The organism is Magnetococcales bacterium, from assembly GCA_015228815.1.
Taxonomy (GTDB): Bacteria; Pseudomonadota; Magnetococcia; order Magnetococcales; family UBA8363; genus UBA8363.
Genome location: JADGCV010000007.1, coordinates 113,384 through 131,919 on the forward strand (window position 1 = coordinate 113,384; position 18,536 = coordinate 131,919).

At 57.3% G+C, this 18,536-nt stretch carries 17 protein-coding genes and 1 riboswitch; of the genes, 8 read left to right on the forward strand and 9 right to left on the reverse strand.

The window, feature by feature from the left end; translation table 11 throughout:
- The first annotated feature begins 2 nt into the window (after positions 1-2).
- The 5 genes from tolR (at position 3) to HQL76_04740 (ending at position 5,497) form a co-directional block, all read left to right on the forward strand.
- Positions 3-425 (forward strand): protein TolR, encoded by a 423-nt coding sequence (gene tolR, locus HQL76_04720; GenBank protein ID MBF0108457.1) that lies wholly within the window; start codon positions 3-5, stop codon positions 423-425.
- Positions 422-1,552 carry a TonB family protein gene (locus HQL76_04725; protein MBF0108458.1) on the forward strand — a complete coding sequence of 377 codons (1,131 nt, stop codon included), beginning with the start codon at positions 422-424 and terminating at the stop codon, positions 1,550-1,552. The genes tolR and HQL76_04725 overlap by 4 nt, the downstream gene beginning before the upstream one ends.
- Before the next feature lie 6 nt (positions 1,553-1,558).
- Positions 1,559-2,884: a (Fe-S)-binding protein gene (locus HQL76_04730; protein ID MBF0108459.1), complete on the forward strand. Its 1,326-nt coding sequence runs from the start codon at positions 1,559-1,561 to the stop codon at positions 2,882-2,884.
- Between the two features lie 171 nt (positions 2,885-3,055).
- On the forward strand, positions 3,056-4,099 hold the full coding sequence (locus HQL76_04735) for a Tim44 domain-containing protein (protein MBF0108460.1): 1,044 nt from the start codon (positions 3,056-3,058) through the stop codon (positions 4,097-4,099).
- A 183-nt stretch (positions 4,100-4,282) separates the two neighbouring features.
- Complete coding sequence (locus HQL76_04740; protein ID MBF0108461.1) at positions 4,283-5,497, forward strand: MltA domain-containing protein; 1,215 nt, start codon at positions 4,283-4,285, stop codon at positions 5,495-5,497.
- 425 nt (positions 5,498-5,922) lie between these two features.
- Here the strand turns inward: HQL76_04740 and HQL76_04745 are convergent, their stop codons facing one another.
- The 8 genes from HQL76_04745 to HQL76_04780 all read right to left on the reverse strand — a co-directional run bounded on the left by HQL76_04745 (position 5,923) and on the right by HQL76_04780 (position 15,131).
- The gene (locus tag HQL76_04745; protein ID MBF0108462.1) at positions 5,923-8,037 is read right to left on the reverse strand and encodes a histidine kinase; all 2,115 of its coding nucleotides are present in this window, start codon (positions 8,035-8,037) and stop codon (positions 5,923-5,925) included.
- Positions 8,034-8,420 carry a response regulator gene (locus HQL76_04750; protein MBF0108463.1) on the reverse strand — a complete coding sequence of 129 codons (387 nt, stop codon included), beginning with the start codon at positions 8,418-8,420 and terminating at the stop codon, positions 8,034-8,036. The genes HQL76_04745 and HQL76_04750 overlap by 4 nt, the downstream gene beginning before the upstream one ends.
- A gap of 58 nt (positions 8,421-8,478) precedes the next feature.
- Entirely contained in the window at positions 8,479-9,888 is a 1,410-nt protein-coding gene (locus HQL76_04755; protein ID MBF0108464.1) for a CBS domain-containing protein, read from the reverse strand.
- Positions 9,889-10,102: 214 nt separating this feature from the next.
- Complete coding sequence (locus HQL76_04760) at positions 10,103-11,800, reverse strand: cation acetate symporter (protein MBF0108465.1); 1,698 nt, start codon at positions 11,798-11,800, stop codon at positions 10,103-10,105.
- The gene (locus tag HQL76_04765) at positions 11,800-12,123 is read right to left on the reverse strand and encodes a DUF485 domain-containing protein (protein MBF0108466.1); all 324 of its coding nucleotides are present in this window, start codon (positions 12,121-12,123) and stop codon (positions 11,800-11,802) included. The genes HQL76_04760 and HQL76_04765 overlap by 1 nt, the downstream gene beginning before the upstream one ends.
- A gap of 137 nt (positions 12,124-12,260) precedes the next feature.
- Positions 12,261-13,229: a polyphosphate kinase 2 gene (ppk2, locus tag HQL76_04770; GenBank protein MBF0108467.1), complete on the reverse strand. Its 969-nt coding sequence runs from the start codon at positions 13,227-13,229 to the stop codon at positions 12,261-12,263.
- Between the two features lie 163 nt (positions 13,230-13,392).
- Positions 13,393-14,196, reverse strand: coding sequence for an ABC transporter permease (locus HQL76_04775; protein MBF0108468.1), 804 nt, complete (start codon positions 14,194-14,196; stop codon positions 13,393-13,395).
- A complete protein-coding gene (locus HQL76_04780) occupies positions 14,193-15,131 on the reverse strand; it encodes an ABC transporter ATP-binding protein (protein ID MBF0108469.1) in 939 nt (312 codons plus the stop codon). The genes HQL76_04775 and HQL76_04780 overlap by 4 nt, the downstream gene beginning before the upstream one ends.
- Positions 15,132-15,356: 225 nt before the next feature.
- A riboswitch (cobalamin riboswitch) is annotated at positions 15,357-15,587 on the forward strand.
- Between the two features lie 64 nt (positions 15,588-15,651).
- Here HQL76_04780 and HQL76_04785 point away from each other — a divergent pair.
- From HQL76_04785 to HQL76_04795, 3 genes are read left to right on the forward strand one after another with little or no spacing between them, the layout of a single operon-like run.
- Positions 15,652-15,987: a hypothetical protein gene (locus HQL76_04785; GenBank protein MBF0108470.1), complete on the forward strand. Its 336-nt coding sequence runs from the start codon at positions 15,652-15,654 to the stop codon at positions 15,985-15,987.
- Between the two features lie 3 nt (positions 15,988-15,990).
- Positions 15,991-16,704, forward strand: coding sequence for an ABC transporter ATP-binding protein (locus tag HQL76_04790; GenBank protein ID MBF0108471.1), 714 nt, complete (start codon positions 15,991-15,993; stop codon positions 16,702-16,704).
- A complete protein-coding gene (locus tag HQL76_04795; GenBank protein ID MBF0108472.1) occupies positions 16,626-17,075 on the forward strand; it encodes an iron ABC transporter permease in 450 nt (149 codons plus the stop codon). The genes HQL76_04790 and HQL76_04795 overlap by 79 nt, the downstream gene beginning before the upstream one ends.
- A gap of 73 nt (positions 17,076-17,148) precedes the next feature.
- On the opposite strand, the gene HQL76_04800 is transcribed toward HQL76_04795, so the two are convergent.
- Positions 17,149-18,195 carry a Fic family protein gene (locus tag HQL76_04800; GenBank protein ID MBF0108473.1) on the reverse strand — a complete coding sequence of 349 codons (1,047 nt, stop codon included), beginning with the start codon at positions 18,193-18,195 and terminating at the stop codon, positions 17,149-17,151.
- Between the last annotated feature and the right edge of the window lie 341 nt (positions 18,196-18,536).

The following is an 18,536-nucleotide window of genomic DNA, read 5'->3' on the forward strand; positions in this document are numbered from 1 at the left end:
GCATGGGGGTCAATCTGAACGGGGGGCGGGACGGCCTGTCGGCGATGAGTGACATCAACGTCACGCCGATGGTCGATATCATGCTGGTGTTGCTGATCATCTTCATGGTGACCGCGCCGCTTATGACCCAGGGGGTCGAAGTCGATCTGCCGAAGGAGGATTCCCAGGCAATCTCTACCGATACCGAACCCCTGGTCATCTCGGTTCGCTCCGATGGGAGCACTTATATCGAGGAACGGGCCATCGATCTTGACGAACTGGGCGAGAAGGTGCGGGGCATCCGTCTGGCCAATCCCAAGCTGCCGGTGTATGTCCGTGGGGACAAGGCGGCTGACTATGGTTTCGTGATCCGAGTCATGACCGCGCTGCAACGGTCGGGGGTTGACAAGGTAGGGCTGATCACGGAATTGCCCGATACGTTATGATGTCGAGCAGAACCCCTCTGATCTGGTCGGTCGTTCTTCATCTGACCCTGGTGATGGCGGCCTATTTCCTGCCCATGGCCAGTTTCGAACCAGCCAAGCCTCCTGTTCTGGCGGTGAATCTGATTCAATTGCCAACCGAGCTTTCTTCCAGGACGGGCCAGACGCTACCCAGGCAACAACCGCCCCAGGCGCGGGCGGCCCCTGTTTTGCCTCCGGCAAAGGAACCGCCTCCTCCATCCCCACCCAAACAGTCTTTGCCGGAACCTCGGCCTCCGGAGGTCGTCAAGCCGGTCGAAAAGCCGCGTCCGAAACCGGAACCCAAGCCGGAACCCAAGCCGGAACCCAAGCCCGAACCCAAACCGGAACCCAAGCCGGAACCCAAGCCCGAACCCAAACCGGAACCCAAGCCGGAACCCAAGCCGGAACCCAAGCCGGAACCCAAACCGGAGCGCAAACCGGAGCCCAAACCCGAAAAAGTACCCGAACCTGTGAAGGAGGTTCCAAAGGAAAAGCCCAAGGCGGTCGAACCCGAACCCAAGCCCATGGTCAAAGCCAAGCCGGTTGTTGAACCGGGGCCGAAGAAGAAGCCACCGGACAAGGTGGAGAAGACCGACAAGGTGGATAAGGCCGAGACGGCGGAAAAGCCCGAAAAGACCGAAGCCAAGGGACCTGCAAAAGCGGAGGAGACCAAAAAGGCCGAAGTTGCGGCGGGGAACGACAAGAAAAAGCCTGCTCTTGATTTTTCCAAGGCGATTGCCAAATATCAGGACAAGGTGGAGAAGGAGGACAAGGGGGATCGGGAAGCCAGCGAAGGAGCGGAGGATGCATCGCCGACGGTTTCGCCGACGGTTCTGGCGATGTGGCAACGCAACATCACCATGACGGTTCGCAACAACTGGAGCAAACCGAATGGATTGATCAACGAAACGCAATTGGAGGTGCGGGTGCGGGTGCGGGTGGGACCGGACGGATCGTTGCAGGATGCCCAGGTGGAGCATTCGTCGGGGAACAAGGGGTTTGATGGTTCGGTGTTGCGTGCGATCTGGAAGACGAGGGTCGTTGATCCTCCGCCAGCAGGTTGCGATGAATGTCGGGAGTTGGAATTTTCCTTCAAACCGGTGGATTAGGGGCGGATGGCACAGGAGCAGGAGAAGCGGTTGGGGGACTTTCGAAAACTGGAACAAGCCCGGTTGTGTACCCATTGTGGGTTTTGTCTTCCGGTTTGTCCCACCTACCGCGCCCATAACGAGGAAATGCAATCACCTCGGGGTCGGGTATCGGTGATTCTTGCCTTCATGAACGGTTTGATGACGAAGGAGGAAGCGGGACAGACGCTCTCTTTTTGTCTTTCATGCCGGGCCTGTCATGCCGCCTGCCCGGCGGGTGTGCGGGTGGGAAAACTGGTGATGCTTGCCCGTTCCCTGATGTCGGTATCGAAACCATGGCGGACGCGATTGTTTCACGGAATTACCGATCGTGCGTGGCTTTCCCGTCCCGTGGCCTGGATGGTGCGGTGGTATCAAGGGTCGATGGTGCGCAAGGTATTGCATCGCTGGCCATCGGGGGGGGGGCATCGGTGGGACCGGTTGATTCCCACATATCGGGAATCGTTCCGGGGATGTAGGCCGTCGGGAATGAAAGGGATGAAGGGAGACCGTTTTTCCGTGATTCACGGGTGGGTCACCGGGGAAAAACCGTTGCGGGCGGCGTTGTTGTGTGGCTGCATGGGGCGTATGTTTTATCCTGGGGTGGCGACATCGACCGCTTCTCTGTTGGCGCGGTTGGGGGTGCGGGTCGAATTTCTGGAAGGTTTTGGCTGCTGTGGCGCCCCGCATCGGGAAGGGGGAGACCGCAAGCGTTTTCTCAAGCAGGCAAAAAAGGTATTGGACCGGTTTCGTCCTGTGGCGGATCGGGTCGATGTGGTTTTGTGTGATTCGGCGGCATGCAGGGTGACGGTTGGTGGTTACGCCCGGGCCTTGGCGCACGATGCCGAATATGAACTTCTGGCGCGGCGGTTTGTCGAAAAAGTGATCGATTTTTCCGACCTGATTGCCAATCGTTGTCTTGATCCCGAGACCTTTTTCGCGGAAAAAATTGCAAAAAGGGTGGTATTCATGGATCATTGTCAGACGCGCAATTCCCTGGGGGTGATGGATCGACCCCGGCAACTGCTCGATGCCGTTGCGGGTGACCGGGTGGAATTGTCCGGGGGCGGGGCATGTTGCGGCGCCGGGGGGGACACCCTGCTGTCGCATCCGCGGCATTGCGAACCGATTCGCGATGGCAGAATCAATGCAATCATGGCCAGTGGCGCCAGTATCGTCACCGGAACCAATCCAGGCTGCCTGCTGAATGTGGAAGCGGGATTCGCGGCGGCGCGTCATCCGATCGTTGTCCGGCATCTGGCGGAACTTTTGTGGGAATCGTGTGCCGGTGAGGGGAGGACGGTGGATCGATGAAAAAAGGTAACGGTCCAGGGCCCCCAGGACCGTTACACATGGGGGTTCACGGGTCTGTCATCGGGATCTGGATTGATTTGGGAACAAGCATATTTCAATATTCAATAAACCAACACCTGACCTCAGTTCATAAGGGAGTAGGCCATGAATAAAACGAAATGGATGGCAATCATGTCTTCGATGATTGTCGGAATCTTTGGTGTTTTTCTCATGCTTGCCGAGGAGTCCGAAGCCAAACGGATGGGTGGTGGCAGTTCCATCGGCGCTCGCGGGTCCAAGGGGTTTTCCGCACCGCAACCGGCGGCGCCGCGCAGTGGAATGAATCAATCCTCGTCCTCTTTTTCAACCACCCGTCCCGGCGCCGCGGCAACCGGGGGCATGTTTGGCGGCATGGGTTCCGGTCTTCTTGGCGGGATCGGCGGATTCATGCTTGGTGGTTTCCTGGGCTCGATGCTTTTTGGTGGCGCGGGTGCGGGTATGGGGACCGGCGGTGGCATCGGCTTGTTGGAAATCCTGCTGATCGGCGGGCTTTTGTGGTTTGCCATTCGCTGGTTCAAACGGCAGCGCAGCCTGGCTCCGGCGGGCGGGGTGGACCTGCAACGCGGCGGCGAGGGGGTCTTGCGGAGTGGCCATGACCTGTCACGGCACGCCCGCTCCAATGACGGGATGAATTCCGAGGTGGTGCGCGGCGGTCAGGGGTTGCCGCAAACGTTCGACATCGGTGGGGCATCCCAGGAAGTGGACGCGGTTTCCCAGGGGCTGCAACACATCGCCTCCATGGATCCTGGCTTCGATGAAGGGCGGTTCCTCAATGGCGCCCGGATCGCCTTTCAACAAATGCAAAAATCATGGTGCGAGGGTAACCTGGACAGTCTGCGTCCCCTGCTGACTCAGGCGATGTTCGAACGGATCCAGGGTGATCTTCAGGCGCGTCAGAATGCGGCGCTCAACGATGTCATCGAGAACATTCAATTCCAGAAGGCTCAAATCAGTGAGGCGTGGCAGGAATCGGGGGAAGACTGGATCACGGTTCATCTCCTGGTCTCCATGATCGAATATTCCACCGACAGTCGCGGGACGGTGGTTGAGGGCAATCGTTCGCTTCCTGTGACAATCGAGGAATTCTGGACCTTTACCCGTCCTGTGGGTTCGAAGAATCCCAATTGGGCTTTGGCTGCCATCCAGCAACCGGGGCAGGGGGGGGAGGAGAATTGAGTCCAAGGAAGGGGTTGGATCCTTCCTGGGGACTGTAACATCGGAGGCCACGCTCGATGGTTGTGTTGGATGGGATGGATGCCGGTTTTCAAAGGCGATGTCCCGGGGGGCGGGATGTTATTGAAGGGGTGAATCATGGGGGAAGGAAGCGTGTTGTTTCCAGGATGGAGGGTTTTGTGTGCCATGGTGTGTGGGCTGATGTTGGCCTCGTGTCAGCCGCCACCGGATGTTTCTCCCATCGAACCGGCGGCCCCCGAGCTGCCGGCTGAAGTCAAACCATCCAGCGAAACAAGCCTGAGACCTGCTTCATGGGACGAGGTTCGTTCCGTGTTCGATCGTGATGGTCAACGAAATTCCTGGGCCGATGCGCTGGAACAAAGTGTGGTTTATTACCAACGATTGCCGCCAACGGCACCGGTACGATTTGGACCTCGGGTGGTCGAGGCGGGACGGATGCTCGTGGCGCTGCGGAAACTGGCCGATGCGGCCCGGACGGCGAACCGCGACTCTTTTGAACGGATACTGACGGACGAATATGAAATTTTTCGTTCGGTGGGATCCGACTCCGCCGGCAATGTCCTGGTGACTGCTTATTATGAACCCTTGTTACGGGGATGTTTGAAAAAGACAAAAAAATGCCATGTGCCTTTGTATCGGAAACCGGGTGATCTGATCGAGGCGGATTTGGGGCATTGGTTTACCGACCTCAAAGGGCGGCGTTTGGTGGCGCGCATGGAGGGGGGGCGACTTCTGCCCTATCATGACCGTGCCAGTATCGATCGCAAAGGGAAACTTGAAAAGCGTGGTTTGGAGCTGGTTTGGGTCGATGATGCCATCGACGCTTTTTTTCTCCAGATTCAGGGGTCGGGGCGGGTGATGTTGGAAAATGGTGCGATGATGCGCGTGGGTTATGATGGCGCCAATGGTCATCCCTATCGCGCCATCGGAAAACTGTTGATCGAGGAGAAGGAAATTTCCAGGGAGGATATGAGCCTTCCCGCCTTGCGTGAATGGTTGTCACGGCATCCCGATCAGGTTGAGCGGGTATTGGAATACAATCCGTCCTATGTTTTCTTCAAGGAAATTAAAGGGGCTCCGGTCGGAAACATCGCCGTTGCGTTGACGGCGGGTCGGTCCATTGCGACCGATCATCGGTTGTTTCCCAAGGGGGCGCCGGGAATTTTGCAGACCTCCCTTCCTGTTTTCCAGGAGGATGGAAAGCAGGTGTGGCAATGGCGTGAGGATATTCGTTTCGTTGTCAATCAGGACACGGGTGGGGCAATTCGTGGTCCGGGGCGGGTTGATTTGTTTACAGGATTTGGTGATGAGGCGGAACGGGTAGCGGGATTCATGAAAAGTGAGGGGTCGGCGCTTTATTTCATTGTCCCGAAGCTGTGACTGATGGCACTTTCCGGTGAAAAAAATAGTAACTGCCCGGATACTCTTCGGGTTTAGTTATTGAGAGAAAAAAGGGGTCTGGGGGATTGCCCCCAGGGTTTTGTTTTTTCTTTTGTTTTTGACTTTGTTTTTTACGCGCCATTTCACCCGAAGCAAGATTCCCGCATGGTTTTTGCGGGAATCTTGCGCAGGCGCGCGCCCTTGTCCTGGTCTTTTCGCGGTTTTTGCGAAAAGACCAGGACACATTGCAAGTTTCCAGGCCATACTACTCTTGCAATGCGTTTGCCTTCCTTCGCAAAAAACGCGGAAATTCGCTTCGGGTGAAATGGCGCGTAAAAAACAAAGTCAAAATCAAAACCCTGGGGGCAATCCCCCAGACCCCTTTTTTCTTTCAATAATTCAGAACAGGGGGACTGACGATATATTCAATAATTGGCTCTGGCCTGCTGCCGCCGGATCCCGACCATGCTTTCGGAAACCTTCAGAGCAAGGCCAAGGGTCGAGATTCCTTTCGAATTCAATAGTTTTATAAGCCTGAGAAAAACTTCCGCCGTCACCAGGGTATCGCCCATGGCCGTATGACGGCGCTGGACGGTCACCCCAAAACGCCGGGCAATGGCATCCAGGGTATGATCGACCTCCCCTTCATGCAGATAAACCGAAAGCAGCAGGGTGTCCAGTACCGGAAGTTCAAAACGGACGCCCGTGCGTTCCTCCAGAAGTTGCAGAAAACGCATGTCGAAGGCGGCATTATGGGCTACCAGCACTGAATCGCCGACAAACGCCTTGAATTGCGGCAGTACCTCCTCGATCGTCGGCTGATTGAGGACATCTTCTTCGGTGATGCCATGAATGTGCGTCGATTCCAGAGGGATGGGACGGCGCGGATTGACAAGTCGCTCAAACGTCTCGCCCTTGAGAATGCGCCCGTTGACGACCCGTACCCCGGCGATGGCGATGATTTCATCACCCTTGGAGGGCTGAAGACCGGTGGTTTCGGTATCGAAGACAACGAAATTCATCCCGGCAAGTCCCCGTGCCGCCACCTTGCCCAGGGATTTGATGGAGGTCATCAAGGAAAAGTCATAAAACTCGGGACGTTCCTGGATGAATTGTTCCTTCTGTCGCCACTGCCGCGGCGAAGGGGGGAGCGGCAGGCGCAACATCGACTGCCCCGGCTGGCGATGTTTGCGGCTCCACAGTTCGCTGCCATGCCCTTCCAGGATTTCCTCGATGTTGAAGGTGGCATCACCATCGGAAATCATCAGGCTGCGACAGGACTCCACCGTGGAGGCGGGAAGCGGCGTGCCGACCCAGATGAAATCCAGATAGATGCGGTGGTTGCCCATCAACGCCTGGACCTCGATGGTCAAGGGATGGGCATGATCCCGGATTTTGAGGGCCAATTGCTCCAGGGCCAGGACCAGAGAAGGGGCATCGACCAGGACCCACAAGGGTTCGCCAACCCGGACCAGACTGGGGCCGTTGTTTTTTTCCAGGCGTTGGGACAATCCTGAAATCAGGTCCGAGGTGAGGACATCCGCCAGGGACCAGTGTTCGGTAGCCAGGGCATTGGCGTGGGCGGCCATTTGCGCGACAAGTTCCGAAAGGTCTTCTCCTTCACTGTGAATGATGTGCATGAATTGATTGCGGCTGGAAGGTTCCATGTCGGGATTTCCTGTCAGGGTTTCCGCGGCGGCGTTCAGGTTGGCCATCGGACCGCGAATGTTTTCAAGAAACCGGCGGAGCATGCGGTCGCTGTGACGCAGGAGTGAAACCCGGCGTCTCTCTCCCTCGAAGGTGATCAGGAAATGATTTTGCACCGGGTGACCACCGGAAAAAAGGCGCATGGTGCAGGAGAGGATCAGGGCATCGTGAAGGGTGGTGCAGAAAAAATGCATCGACTCCTTGTTGTCTCCCTCCGTGGAATGGACGTTGCGTTCGAGGAGGTGCATGGTGGTTTCGATGGGATGACGGGGGCAGAGGTCATACAGGGAGCGTCCCAGTCCCAGGGAATCCAGGTGGTTGCGAAAGAGGGATTGAACGGCTTGGTTGTACAGGATCATGTGCCCCTGGGCATTGATGACGATCAAGCCGATGGGCATGGATTGGATCACCTGTTCCAATTGCTCCATCCCTTCGGCGCTGCGGATCAGTGCCTCGCCGACCTGTCGGCGGGCATGAAAGAGTGCTGTCCCCAATTGTTGTGTCGCGGTGGGGAGGGATTCGAGCCAATGATCGCCATCGATGGCGATGGCATGCAAGGCATTGGCGTTGGCCATGATTTCCACCCCACGTTCCAGGTGGGTCAAGGGGCGAAACAATACCCGGTCCAGCCATGCCCAGATGTGTGCCAGGATTCCCCCCAGCAGAAAAAGACCAAACAGCAACCAGGCGCTGGTTTTTTTCAACCATGCGGCCAGGGGCGCGTCGATGGTGGGCATCTGGGCGAAGGAAAACCAGGCGGTTCCTCCAAGAGCGACTGCCGCCAGGAGCAGAAACAAGGCCAGAATACCCCAGAATCGTGAACGAGCGTTCATGATGATGTGCGCTGATCCAATCGCAACATTTCTTTGACCTTTGCCACCAGTTCGCGCGTGGCGAAGGGCTTGGTGACATAGTCATCCGCTCCCAATGCCAATCCTTTTTCCTGTTCGACCTCGCGTCCCTTGGCGGTCAACATGATGATGCGGACATCGTTCCAGAGTGGATTGGCGCGAATGGTTTCACAGACCTCGAAACCATTGCGTTTGGGCATCATGACATCCAGAAGGATCAGATCGGGTTTTCTGGCGGCGACCGCGGCAAGGGCTTCTTCGCCATCAGCGACCGATCGCACCGAGAATCCCTCTTTTTTCATGAGGAATTCCAACGACAGGACGATATTGGGGGCATCATCGACGATCAATATTTCCGCCGCCATTTCCGCTCTCCGGGTGGCGTCATGATGTGCCTGGGCTTCAGAATCGACCGCATCATGACTATTGCAACATTCTTAACTGAAAATGATGGTTGATCAACTCCTTGAAGTGATCGACCCGAACAAGGCCGTGACGCAGGTGTTCCCGATCGATCCGGCCCAGAGTGTCAAGGGAGACATGGTCGGAAGGAGCCCGGGCATCCGACAGAGGAAGACCGGCGTTTTCCATGCGGGTTCGCAGTCGCAGGTGCAGGAAAAACGCGAAGGCTTCGAGCAGATCCTTGGCGAATGAAGGCTCCAGGACCCCCAGTCGCACCAATCCCTGAATCCGGCGCCTGGTGTTGGGATCCTTGAGGCGCCGTTCGAGCGCCAGACTCCGGACGCCATGGACGATCGGAAAGATACCTCCCTTTTTTAGGTCGATTCGCCCCTGTTGGCTACCTTTTTCGACGATGAAGCGATGAAAAAATCCCAAAGGGGTTGCGAAGGCCAGTGTCGGCATGGCAAACCGGGCATGAAACCCCTGATCCTGGGGAAGATGGCCGAAATAGTTGCGTCGCAATGACCAGAAAAGATCAAAGTTTCCGGCGATGGGACGGGCATCGAAAAATACGGCAAGATGGAGCAGATTTTCAGGAGTTGGATCATCGATCCAGGAGCGGATGCGTGCCAGAAAGGATGCGACCGAACCGTTCCAGGCCGGATGATTCATCATGACGTTTCCGGGGCAGGGCGGATAACCCAGATCGAGGAGCGCTGATGCGAAGGCGGTGGCGAACCGTTCGACCTCCCGTGGGGTGAGCGAATCGTCGGCGACGAGGGCATTGTCCTGATCCGATGCGACAAGCTGTTCACCCCGGCCTTCACTGCCAAGCATGAGGATGCAGAGGTGGGAATGAATATCCGGCGGCGCCACGAAAGCGGCGACCTTTTGAAAGATTTTACGGTCCAGTTCCTGAAGCAGACGACCCAGGTGATCGATTCGGACACCGCGGTCCAGAAGGGTTCGAACCAGACATTCCCGATGCTTGAAAGATCGGGCCAGTTCGTCCAGGGAGGAGGCGTCACGGACATGCTCGATGGCCAGAATCGGATGGTGGGTCAGAAGCGACAGGAGTCGGTGCCATTCGAGGCTTCCCAGAAGGTTTCCGGAGCGTCCCACTGCCACACGCTTCAATCCTCGGCGGTCCATGAGGAGAAATGCCTTGAGCAGGGAAATATCGGGAGAGACGACCACCAGGTTCCAGGAGGTGATTTCGGCAACGGGGGTTTCGACCCCTTTGAGGTCCAGAGCCAGGGCGTCACGGATGTCGGAACTGGTGATCACCCCATGTTGGGTTCCTTTCGTAATGAATGCGGCATCTTGGTCATGACGCTGCATGTGACGGGCGGCTTCGCGGATGGTGGCGGTTGCCGGCAGTATCGGAAGATGAACGAGATCCAGTTCTCCGATGGATTGATTGGGTGTCATAGGGAGGGCGGTGGTTATCGAAGTCATGGAGAGCGAAAAGGAAAGACGGCGCCTTCCATGGCGAGACGCGGTGCGACGTGATGGCCGACCGAGCGCCATCGCCTGTGTGACGGCGGGTTCCGTGGAAGGGGCGCCATTGCCGCATCCCCTTCCACGGTATGCAAGAAACTTTTTTTCGACCTTGGGCCGATATTGTCTGTCCCAGAGCCGACCGTCAGTGTCCCGAGGCTTCCACGGCCCCGATCCCTGTTTCGCAACGGACATTCTGGGGATCGAAAAGCGCCCGTTCCTTTTGCGCCTGGGAACTGTTGTCCATTTTCGAGAACAGCCAGCAGCCGAAGAAGGCCAGGGTCATGGAAAAGATGGCAGGGTCCTTGTAGGGAAACAACGGCGCCTTGTTGCCCAGGACCTCGACCCAGACCGTTTTCGACAGGATCACCATGGTGACGGTGGAAATCAATCCCAGGGAACCACCGATCAGGGCGCCGCGGGTGGTCAGATCTTTCCAATAGATGGAAAGAATCAGGATGGGAAAGTTGGCCGAAGCGGCGATGGCGAAGGCCAGTCCGACCATGAAGGCGACGTTTTGTTTTTCGAACTGGATGCCAAGGTAGATGGCGATGATCCCCAGGGCCAGGGCAGCGAATTTGGAGATGCGCATTTCCACCCGTTCGTCCACCTGACCGCCACGGATGGCGTTGGCGTAAATATCATGGGACACGGCCGAGGCCCCCGCCAGCGTCAGGCCCGACACCACCGCCAGGATGGTCGCGAAGGCGACCGCCGAAATGAAGCCGAGGAACAGATCGCCACCGGTGGCATGGGCCATGTGGATGGCGGCCATGTTGTTGCCACCATTGAGGGTTCCCTTGATGATATCGATGTAGTGGGGATTGGGGGCCACCAGGACCACGGCGCCGAAGCCGATGATGAAGGTGAGAATGTAGAAATAGCCGATGAAACCCGTGGCGTAGAACACCGATTTGCGGGCCTCCTTGGCATTGGCGACGGTGAAAAAGCGCATCAGGATATGCGGCAGACCGGCGGTGCCGAACATCAGAGCCATCCCCAGGGAAATTGCCGAGATGGGGTCGGAGACGAGTCCGCCGGGGGCGAATATGTCCTTGTTTTCGGCGACCACTTTTTTGTGATCGGCCAGGCCACTGGCTTTGACGCCTTCCAGGGCGCTGCGGAAAAACGCCTCGAAATCGAACTGGACATGGTGGAGTGCCCCGAGGGCGATGAATGTGGCGCCGGTCAGGAGAAGAACCGCCTTGATGATCTGAACCCAGGTGGTTGCGATCATGCCGCCGAAGGCGACATAGAGAATCATCAGGGTGCCGACGATGATGACGGCGTATTCATAGGGCAGACCGAACAAGGTACGGATCAGTTGCCCGGCGCCGACCATCTGCGCGATCAGATAGAGGATGACGGTGCAAAGGGTTCCCAGGGCCGAAAGGGTACGGATGGGAATGCGCGACAGCCGAAAGGAGACGATGTCGGCAAAGGTGTAGCGGCCCAGATTGCGCAACTGTTCCGCCATCAAAAACAGGATGACGGGCCAACCTACCAGGAAGCCGATGGAATAGATCAATCCGTCGTATCCCTTGGCGAACACCATGGCGGAAATGCCGAGAAAGGATGCGGCGGACATGTAATCGCCGGCGATGGCAAGGCCATTCTGAAAGCCGGTGATGCCGCCACCCGCGGCATAGAAATCCTTGGTGGTCTTGGTGCGCGATGCCGCCCAATAGGTGATGCCAAGCGTGACGGCGACAAAGACGAAAAACATCGCGATCGCGGTCATGTTCAGGGGCGCCTCGGTGCTGGCCGCCGCGGGATCGGCGGCCTGGGCGAGGGAAGACCACGAAATGGCGAAACCAAGAGACAGGGCAATGAGATGGCGCATCATTTCGTTTCCTCCTTGATGCGACGGGTCAGGTCGTCGAATTCACCATTGGCGCGGTAGACATAGATGCCGGTCAGGACGAAGGCGATGGCGATGATGAATACCCCCAGCGGGATTCCGACCGAGATGACGCTGTCGGGTGAAATCCTGGCGCCCAGGGACTGCGGCGCGAAGGCGACAACCAGAATGAAGGCGTAATAGATCACCAACATGATGATGCTGAGTGTCCAGGCAAAGCGGGAACGCCGGGTCACCAGTGCCCGATAGTTCGGGTTTTTTTGAATTCTTTCAAAAAGGCGTTTGTCAACAGGGTCTGTGTTCATAATCCATCCTCCTTGGTGTCATTGTTGTTTTTATCGATATTCAGGCGGAGGCGCCGGAGCGCCTCCGGGGATGATTCAGGCCATGTCGTGGTTGCAAGCGCTTGTCGGGATCGTGGGTCGGGGAGGTTCCCGGACCGTCAGTTTTCCTCCCTGCTTGTGTCGAGACCCGGTTGCAGGTGAAGGGGAACCGGCAGGGGATGATCCCCTTCGGGGGCATCGAAATCGGGGACAAACGTTTGGTCGGTGATGGGCGGGCGTACATAACCCTGGGATTTGACCCGAGCTGGCAGGGGCATGGGCTTGGGAGTCAGGTCTTCGTAGGGAATGGCGTGCAGCAGGTGATGGATGCAGTTGAGCCGCGCCCGTTTCTTGTCGTCGGCGGTCACGACGAACCAGGGGGCCTGTTTGATGTCGGTATGGGCGAACATGGCATCCTTGGCGCGGGAATACTCTTCCCAGCGATTGCGCGACTCGACATCCATGGGTGAGAGTTTCCACCGTTTGGTCGGGTCCTTGATCCGGTCCTGGAACCGTTTTTCCTGAATTTCATCGTTCACCGAAAACCAGTATTTGATCAGGATGATTCCGGAACGGACCAGCATCCGTTCGAATTCGGGACAGGTTCGGAGAAATTCACGATATTCGTCCTGCGAGCAAAACCCCATCACATTTTCAACCCCGGCCCGGTTGTACCAGCTGCGGTCGAAAAGGACCATCTCGCCGGCGGCGGGCAGTTGCGAGACGTAACGTTGGAAATACCACTGGGTTTTTTCTCGTTCGGTGGGGGTTCCCAGGGCAACCACCTTGACGATACGTGGATTGAGCCGCTCCATGATTCGCTTGATGACCCCTCCCTTGCCGGCGGCGTCGCGGCCCTCGAAAATGACCACCACCCGGAGTCCTTTGATCTTGATCCACTCCTGGAGCTTGACCAGTTCGATCTGAAGTCGGGTCATCTCATTGAGATAATCTTTTTCCGAAAGTTTTTTCCGTGTCGGACGATCTTCCGATTTCACGTTGGCCCCATTTTTTTTCGACTCGTCTTTTTTCTCTTTTTTTTCCTCTTTTTCTTCTTTTCTATCGTGTTTTGATTTCTTCTTGGACATGAGATACCCCCATTTTATTATTGGTCCTGCATGAAAGTGGGCCGCCTGATTGAATCTGGCGCGAAGATGGTTCCGAAGCACACGGGCGGCGAATCTGGCATCGGGTTACCGGATTGTGAACGAACGATCGGTTTTCTCGGCGGCATGACGAATCCGGAATGGATCATGAAGATGGCTCCGCGGTTGCATGTGGTGGCGCTCCCGATTCGACATGGTTGACTTTCCACAGGGCGATGGCCAGGCACAGGCCTGCCCAGAGAAGGGTAATGACAAGTGCCGAATGGTATTGGCTCATGTCGAGAAGTTGCGTCCCCGGGTGATGGAAGGGGAGGCGAATGAGTTGCAGGGCGTGACTGACCGGGTTGAGGAGCATGAGAAGGTCGAGCCATTGCGGAAGATGTCCCATTGGGAAAAGGGCTCCCGAGAGCATCCAGAGCGGCAGCAGAAAAATGGACATGATGGCATGAAAGCCCGAGGTGCTTTCCATGTTCCAGGCGATGATGAATCCCAGGGTGGTGAATCCGAGGGCCGAGAGAACCAGCCCCAGGGCAAGAAGCATCCATCCGGTGGGGTCGATGGACAGGTTCAGGAAGGGGATGGCTGCCATCATGAGCAGGGCCTGGGCCAGACCGATGCCCATGGCCCCGGTGACTTTTCCCAGAACGATGGCGGTTCGGGAGATGGGGGCGACGAGGACTCCCTGGAGCAGCCCCCGGCTTCGGTCTTCGATGATGGTGATCGTCGAAAAGATTCCCGAAAACAGGACGACCATCAGGAGAATTCCGGGGAAAAAATATTCCAGATAACGGATCGATTCCATTCCGGGGGGGCGAAAGGAGGAACTGAAGCCACTGCCGAGGAAAATCCAGAAGAGAAGGGGTTGCGCGATACTGCCGACGACACGCTGGGGTTGGCGGAAAAAGCGGATCCATTCTCGTTTGGCGAGGGCTGCGACGGCAAGGCTCATGACGAATGTTCCGGTGCTTTGGCGGTGACATGAATGAAAAAATCCTGGAGGGTCGGTCTTTTGATGGCAATATCGTGAAACTGGTCCTTTCGTTGTCGCAGGAGGGTATCGATGATTTCCTGGGAGGCCCCTTCGATGCGCAATTCCCGGCCAAAACGTTGCAGGACGAGTTGTGATGACGCGGAGAGTCGTTCCTGGACCAGGATGGCCGTTTCGGGGTCCTTGGCATGGAGAACGATCATTTCGTTGCCCATGTTCCGGACCAGTTCTTCCGGGGCGCCATGGGCGAGCATCCGTCCCTGGTGGAGGATGGCGACCTGATCGGCCTGTTCGGCCTCGTCGAACAGGTGGGTCGTGGTCAGGATGGTCAGGCCGAGGCGGTCGCGGAAGCGGAAGATGCCTTCCCAGAAGGATTTTCTGGCAACAGGATCCAGTCCGGTGGTCGGCTCGTCCATGAGGAGAAGTCGCGGTCGGTGGAGCAGGGCCTTGACCAGCTCGACCCGCCGTTGCTGTCCCCCCGAGAGGGTACCCACCCGTTCATGGAGGCGGTCCTTGAGTCCGGTCCATTCGAGGTCCTCGTCGAGGGATCGGTCGAGTTCCTTTTTTCCAATGGAGTAGAGTCGGGCATGTATGTGAACGTTTTCCAGCAGGGTCAGTTGGGCATCCAGGGCGGGATGCTGAAAGACAACGCCCATGAGTCGTCGAACTTCGAGGGGATGGGCGTGGAGGTCCATGCCGCCCAGGCGAACCGTGCCGCTGCCGGGGAGAAGGAGTCCTGTGAGTATGCGCAACAGGGTCGATTTGCCGCCACCGTTGGGACCGGTCAGGGCGCACAGGGTTTTCTCGGGAACGTGGAGGTGAATGTTGTCGAGGGCTTGGCGAACGGGACCCTTGCGGCGTTGGTAGTAGTGACGGACACCATGGATCTCGATCATGACGATTCCACGTTGGAGGGGAATTGGTAAACGATCATTCTAACCGAAACATCTTCTGAAGGCGATGGTGCATTTGTCTTGAGAATCATACCTTGATGGGGAGACAGGACTTTCTTTTTCATGGCGGGTTCGAAGGGGCGTGTCAGTGTTCTTGTTGATGACTTTCATGTTTCGTGCGAATGTGATGGCCCTGTCGGTCCGGTGGTTGACACATGGGTGGAGGTTTCGTAGGATCGGGTCAACGGCATGTCGCGTGCGGCATCATCGACACGGCGACATCGCAAGAGGGAACCCGGTGCGAATCCGGGACTGTCGCGCAGCGGTATGGGGGAACGAAGATCACACGGCGCATTCTTGAGCGCCATGCACTGCCCAACGGGTGGGAAGCAGTGATCGTAGGGATGAGTGTCACAAGGCCCCCGAGTCCGAAAACCTGCCGGTGCATGTACGAACCCGATCATGGGCCCGATCGTGGTGGTACCTGTCGATTGTCCAACCTTCGCGCTCAAGGTGATCGCCGATGTCCTTCGGCCTGCCCGCTCCGGTTTCATTGCGGCGTTTCGTGCTGGTCGTTTGCCGCTTCATTTTTATTTTTGGAAAGAGCAGGGTATGGTCGCGGGGCCTTGTCCCCGCTGCGATCACGATCCTTCTGTTTCTGGTCGGCGTGTCGTTGTTGCCGTCTGGCAGGGTGGTGGCGGGCCAGGCGGTGGCGCAATGGCGAAACATGAAAGGGATCGCCGCGGTTCGGAATGATCGGATCCATGTATTTTCGGAGGATTATGTGGTCGTTCCCGGGCCACGGTTCATCCTGATCCTCGAAAAAATGGCCGAGGCCATTCATCCCGAGGGGGAATGAAACGTGCCGCGCCAGCCAATCATTCGGATCGAGGGACTGTCGTTGCATCTTCGGGGTCGGGTTTTGCTTGGCGATCTTTCCCTGGACATTCACGAGGGGGAACATGTGGCCGTTGTCGGGCCGAACGGGGCGGGAAAAACGACCCTGCTCCGATGCATCAACCGGATTCTCGACCCGACCCGGGGAGAAATCCGGATCAGGGGGAAACTTCAGGAAAAATATCGGCGGCGGGAGTTGGCGTGCCTGCTGGGATACGTCCCCCAGTTCAATGGAGGATGTATCCCGTTTTCGGTTCGCGAGTATGTATTCATGGGACGTTACCCCCATTTGCGGCCCTTTTGCGCGCCAGGTCCCAGGGATTACGCGATGGTTCGGGATGCCTTGTCCTTGACGGGAACGGACGGTTTTTCCGAGCGTCCCCTGGCTTCCCTGAGTGGCGGGGAACGGCAGAAGGTCCAGATTGCCGCGGCTCTGGCTCAGGGTGTGGAACTTCTCCTTCTGGACGAACCTGCCACCTTTCTCGACCCGAAACACACCGCCGAGATCAACACCCTTCTGGCACGGATCAACAAGGAACGAGGGTTGACCCTCGTCACCGTTACCCATGACCTGAACCGTCGGCAACGGGATACGATGCCTTGTTTCACCTTGTCCCGTTCGTGGTCGTGGGATCGTTGTTGGTGGGAACCCGTGCCCGGGAACTCAACCTGTTGCTGATCGATGCGGAACTGGCCCTCAGCCGTGGCGTCGATGTCTGTGGCGTCAAGAACATCCTGTTTCTGGCAACCTCCCTGATGGTCGGTGGCGTCGTGGCCATCTCGGGTCCGATCGGTTTTGTGGGCATGATGGTTCCCCATATATGCCGCCGGATCGTGGGCGCGGATCATCGATACCTGATGCCAGCGACACTTCTTTTCGGCGGAGCATTTTTGACCCTGTGCGATACCCTGGCCCGCATGTTGATCCCCCCGGCGGAAATTCCCGTGGGCGTCATTACGGCATTCCTGGGAGGGCCATTTTTCATCTGGTTGCTGTTGCGTGGTGGTCTGGGAGATGGCGGAAAAAACGGAGTACAAGCGTGCCCATGACATGTTTGTTGGGAGAGGGGCAGGGGTGAGGGGAAGCGATCGTACCCTTTCTATTACCCTTACAAAAGGGTAATTACCCTTTTTTCCGCCATTTCGCCGCCGGCCCGCGCCCCAGGCACTCGATCTTGCCTGTCGCTTGCTGTTCGCGCAGTACCCGGCGAACCATGTCACGGCTGACACCCGGGCAGCGCAGTTCCAGTTGTGCGATGGAAAATTCCCCGGCGAACTGCTCGATGGCCGCGTGTACCTGATCGGTCTTCGCGCCACGAGGCGCCTTGGTTTCGCCCATCCGCTCGGCAAACTCCTTGTAGGCCGTCTTCAGGATGAACAACACGTAGTTGATGTAAGGCCAGGGATCGTGCTTGTCCTCGTGCCAGCCCTGCGAACTCGCCTCCAGCGTTTCGTAGTAGCGGTCTTTGTTCTGCTCGACCAGGCGTTCCAGGCTGATGTACCGGCCCACCTCGTAACCCAGCTGATGGCTTTGCAGCAGCCAGAGCAGGCGCGACACCCGACCGTTGCCATCGCGGAAGGGATGGATGCACAGGAAGTCGAGATTGAAGGCCGCCAGCGCAATCAGCGGCGGTACCCAGCCCTCGTCCAGGCAGCGGCGCCAATCAAGCACCAGATCAGCCATGTGTACTGAAGTCACCAATGCCGGCACGGTACGGAACCTTACCCGCTCGTGGCCATCAGGATGGCGCTCAATGATGTCGCTGTCCTGTTCCTTGTATTGTCCGGCATCCCAAATCCGTCCACGGATCATGGCGTGCAGCCGCTTGATCGTCTGCTCGTCGAGCTGGATGCCAGAGCCCTCGGCGTGGAGCCACGTCAGGGCATCGCGGTAGCCGCGTACTTCCTCCTCGTCGCGGTCACGGAATAAGGGTTTCGGCGAAACAAGAATATTGCGCACCCTTGCCGGATCGACTGAAACGCCCTCGATGCGGTTCGACGACACGGCGCTTTCGATCAGTGCGTGCTCGCGCAACGCTTTCAATCGTTGCGGCGACTGGTGCGTGTAAAGTTCCTGCCTGCCGCGAAATTCGCCGAGGTCGGAAAGGTACCACGCTGTCGATACCGGGAGAGAAACCGGCTGTGTGGCAAATTGTGTGAGCACACCCATTGCAGTTCCTTGGTGCAGTGTCGGCGATTCGCTGCTCGCCCCGTGGCATTTCTTGTATTTTTTCCCTCTGTTGTTCCGCCTCGGATGAAATCAAAAAATTGCCCTCTTTTTGATAAGCTGGATACATGAGCCATTCATGAATGACCCCTTCGAGAAAAAATGGCCCGGCCCGTGATCATTCCTGGACAGATTGTCCGAATATAACGCGATGCTCGACTTTCACGTCTGCATCAAGTTCTCGAACTGTAAAAGTGGCCTACCGAGTGTCTATTGAGGTAAACTCCAAACGTGTGCGCTAGGAATTTCCTTGCCAAACGGTTGGTTAGATGCCACAGATCTCT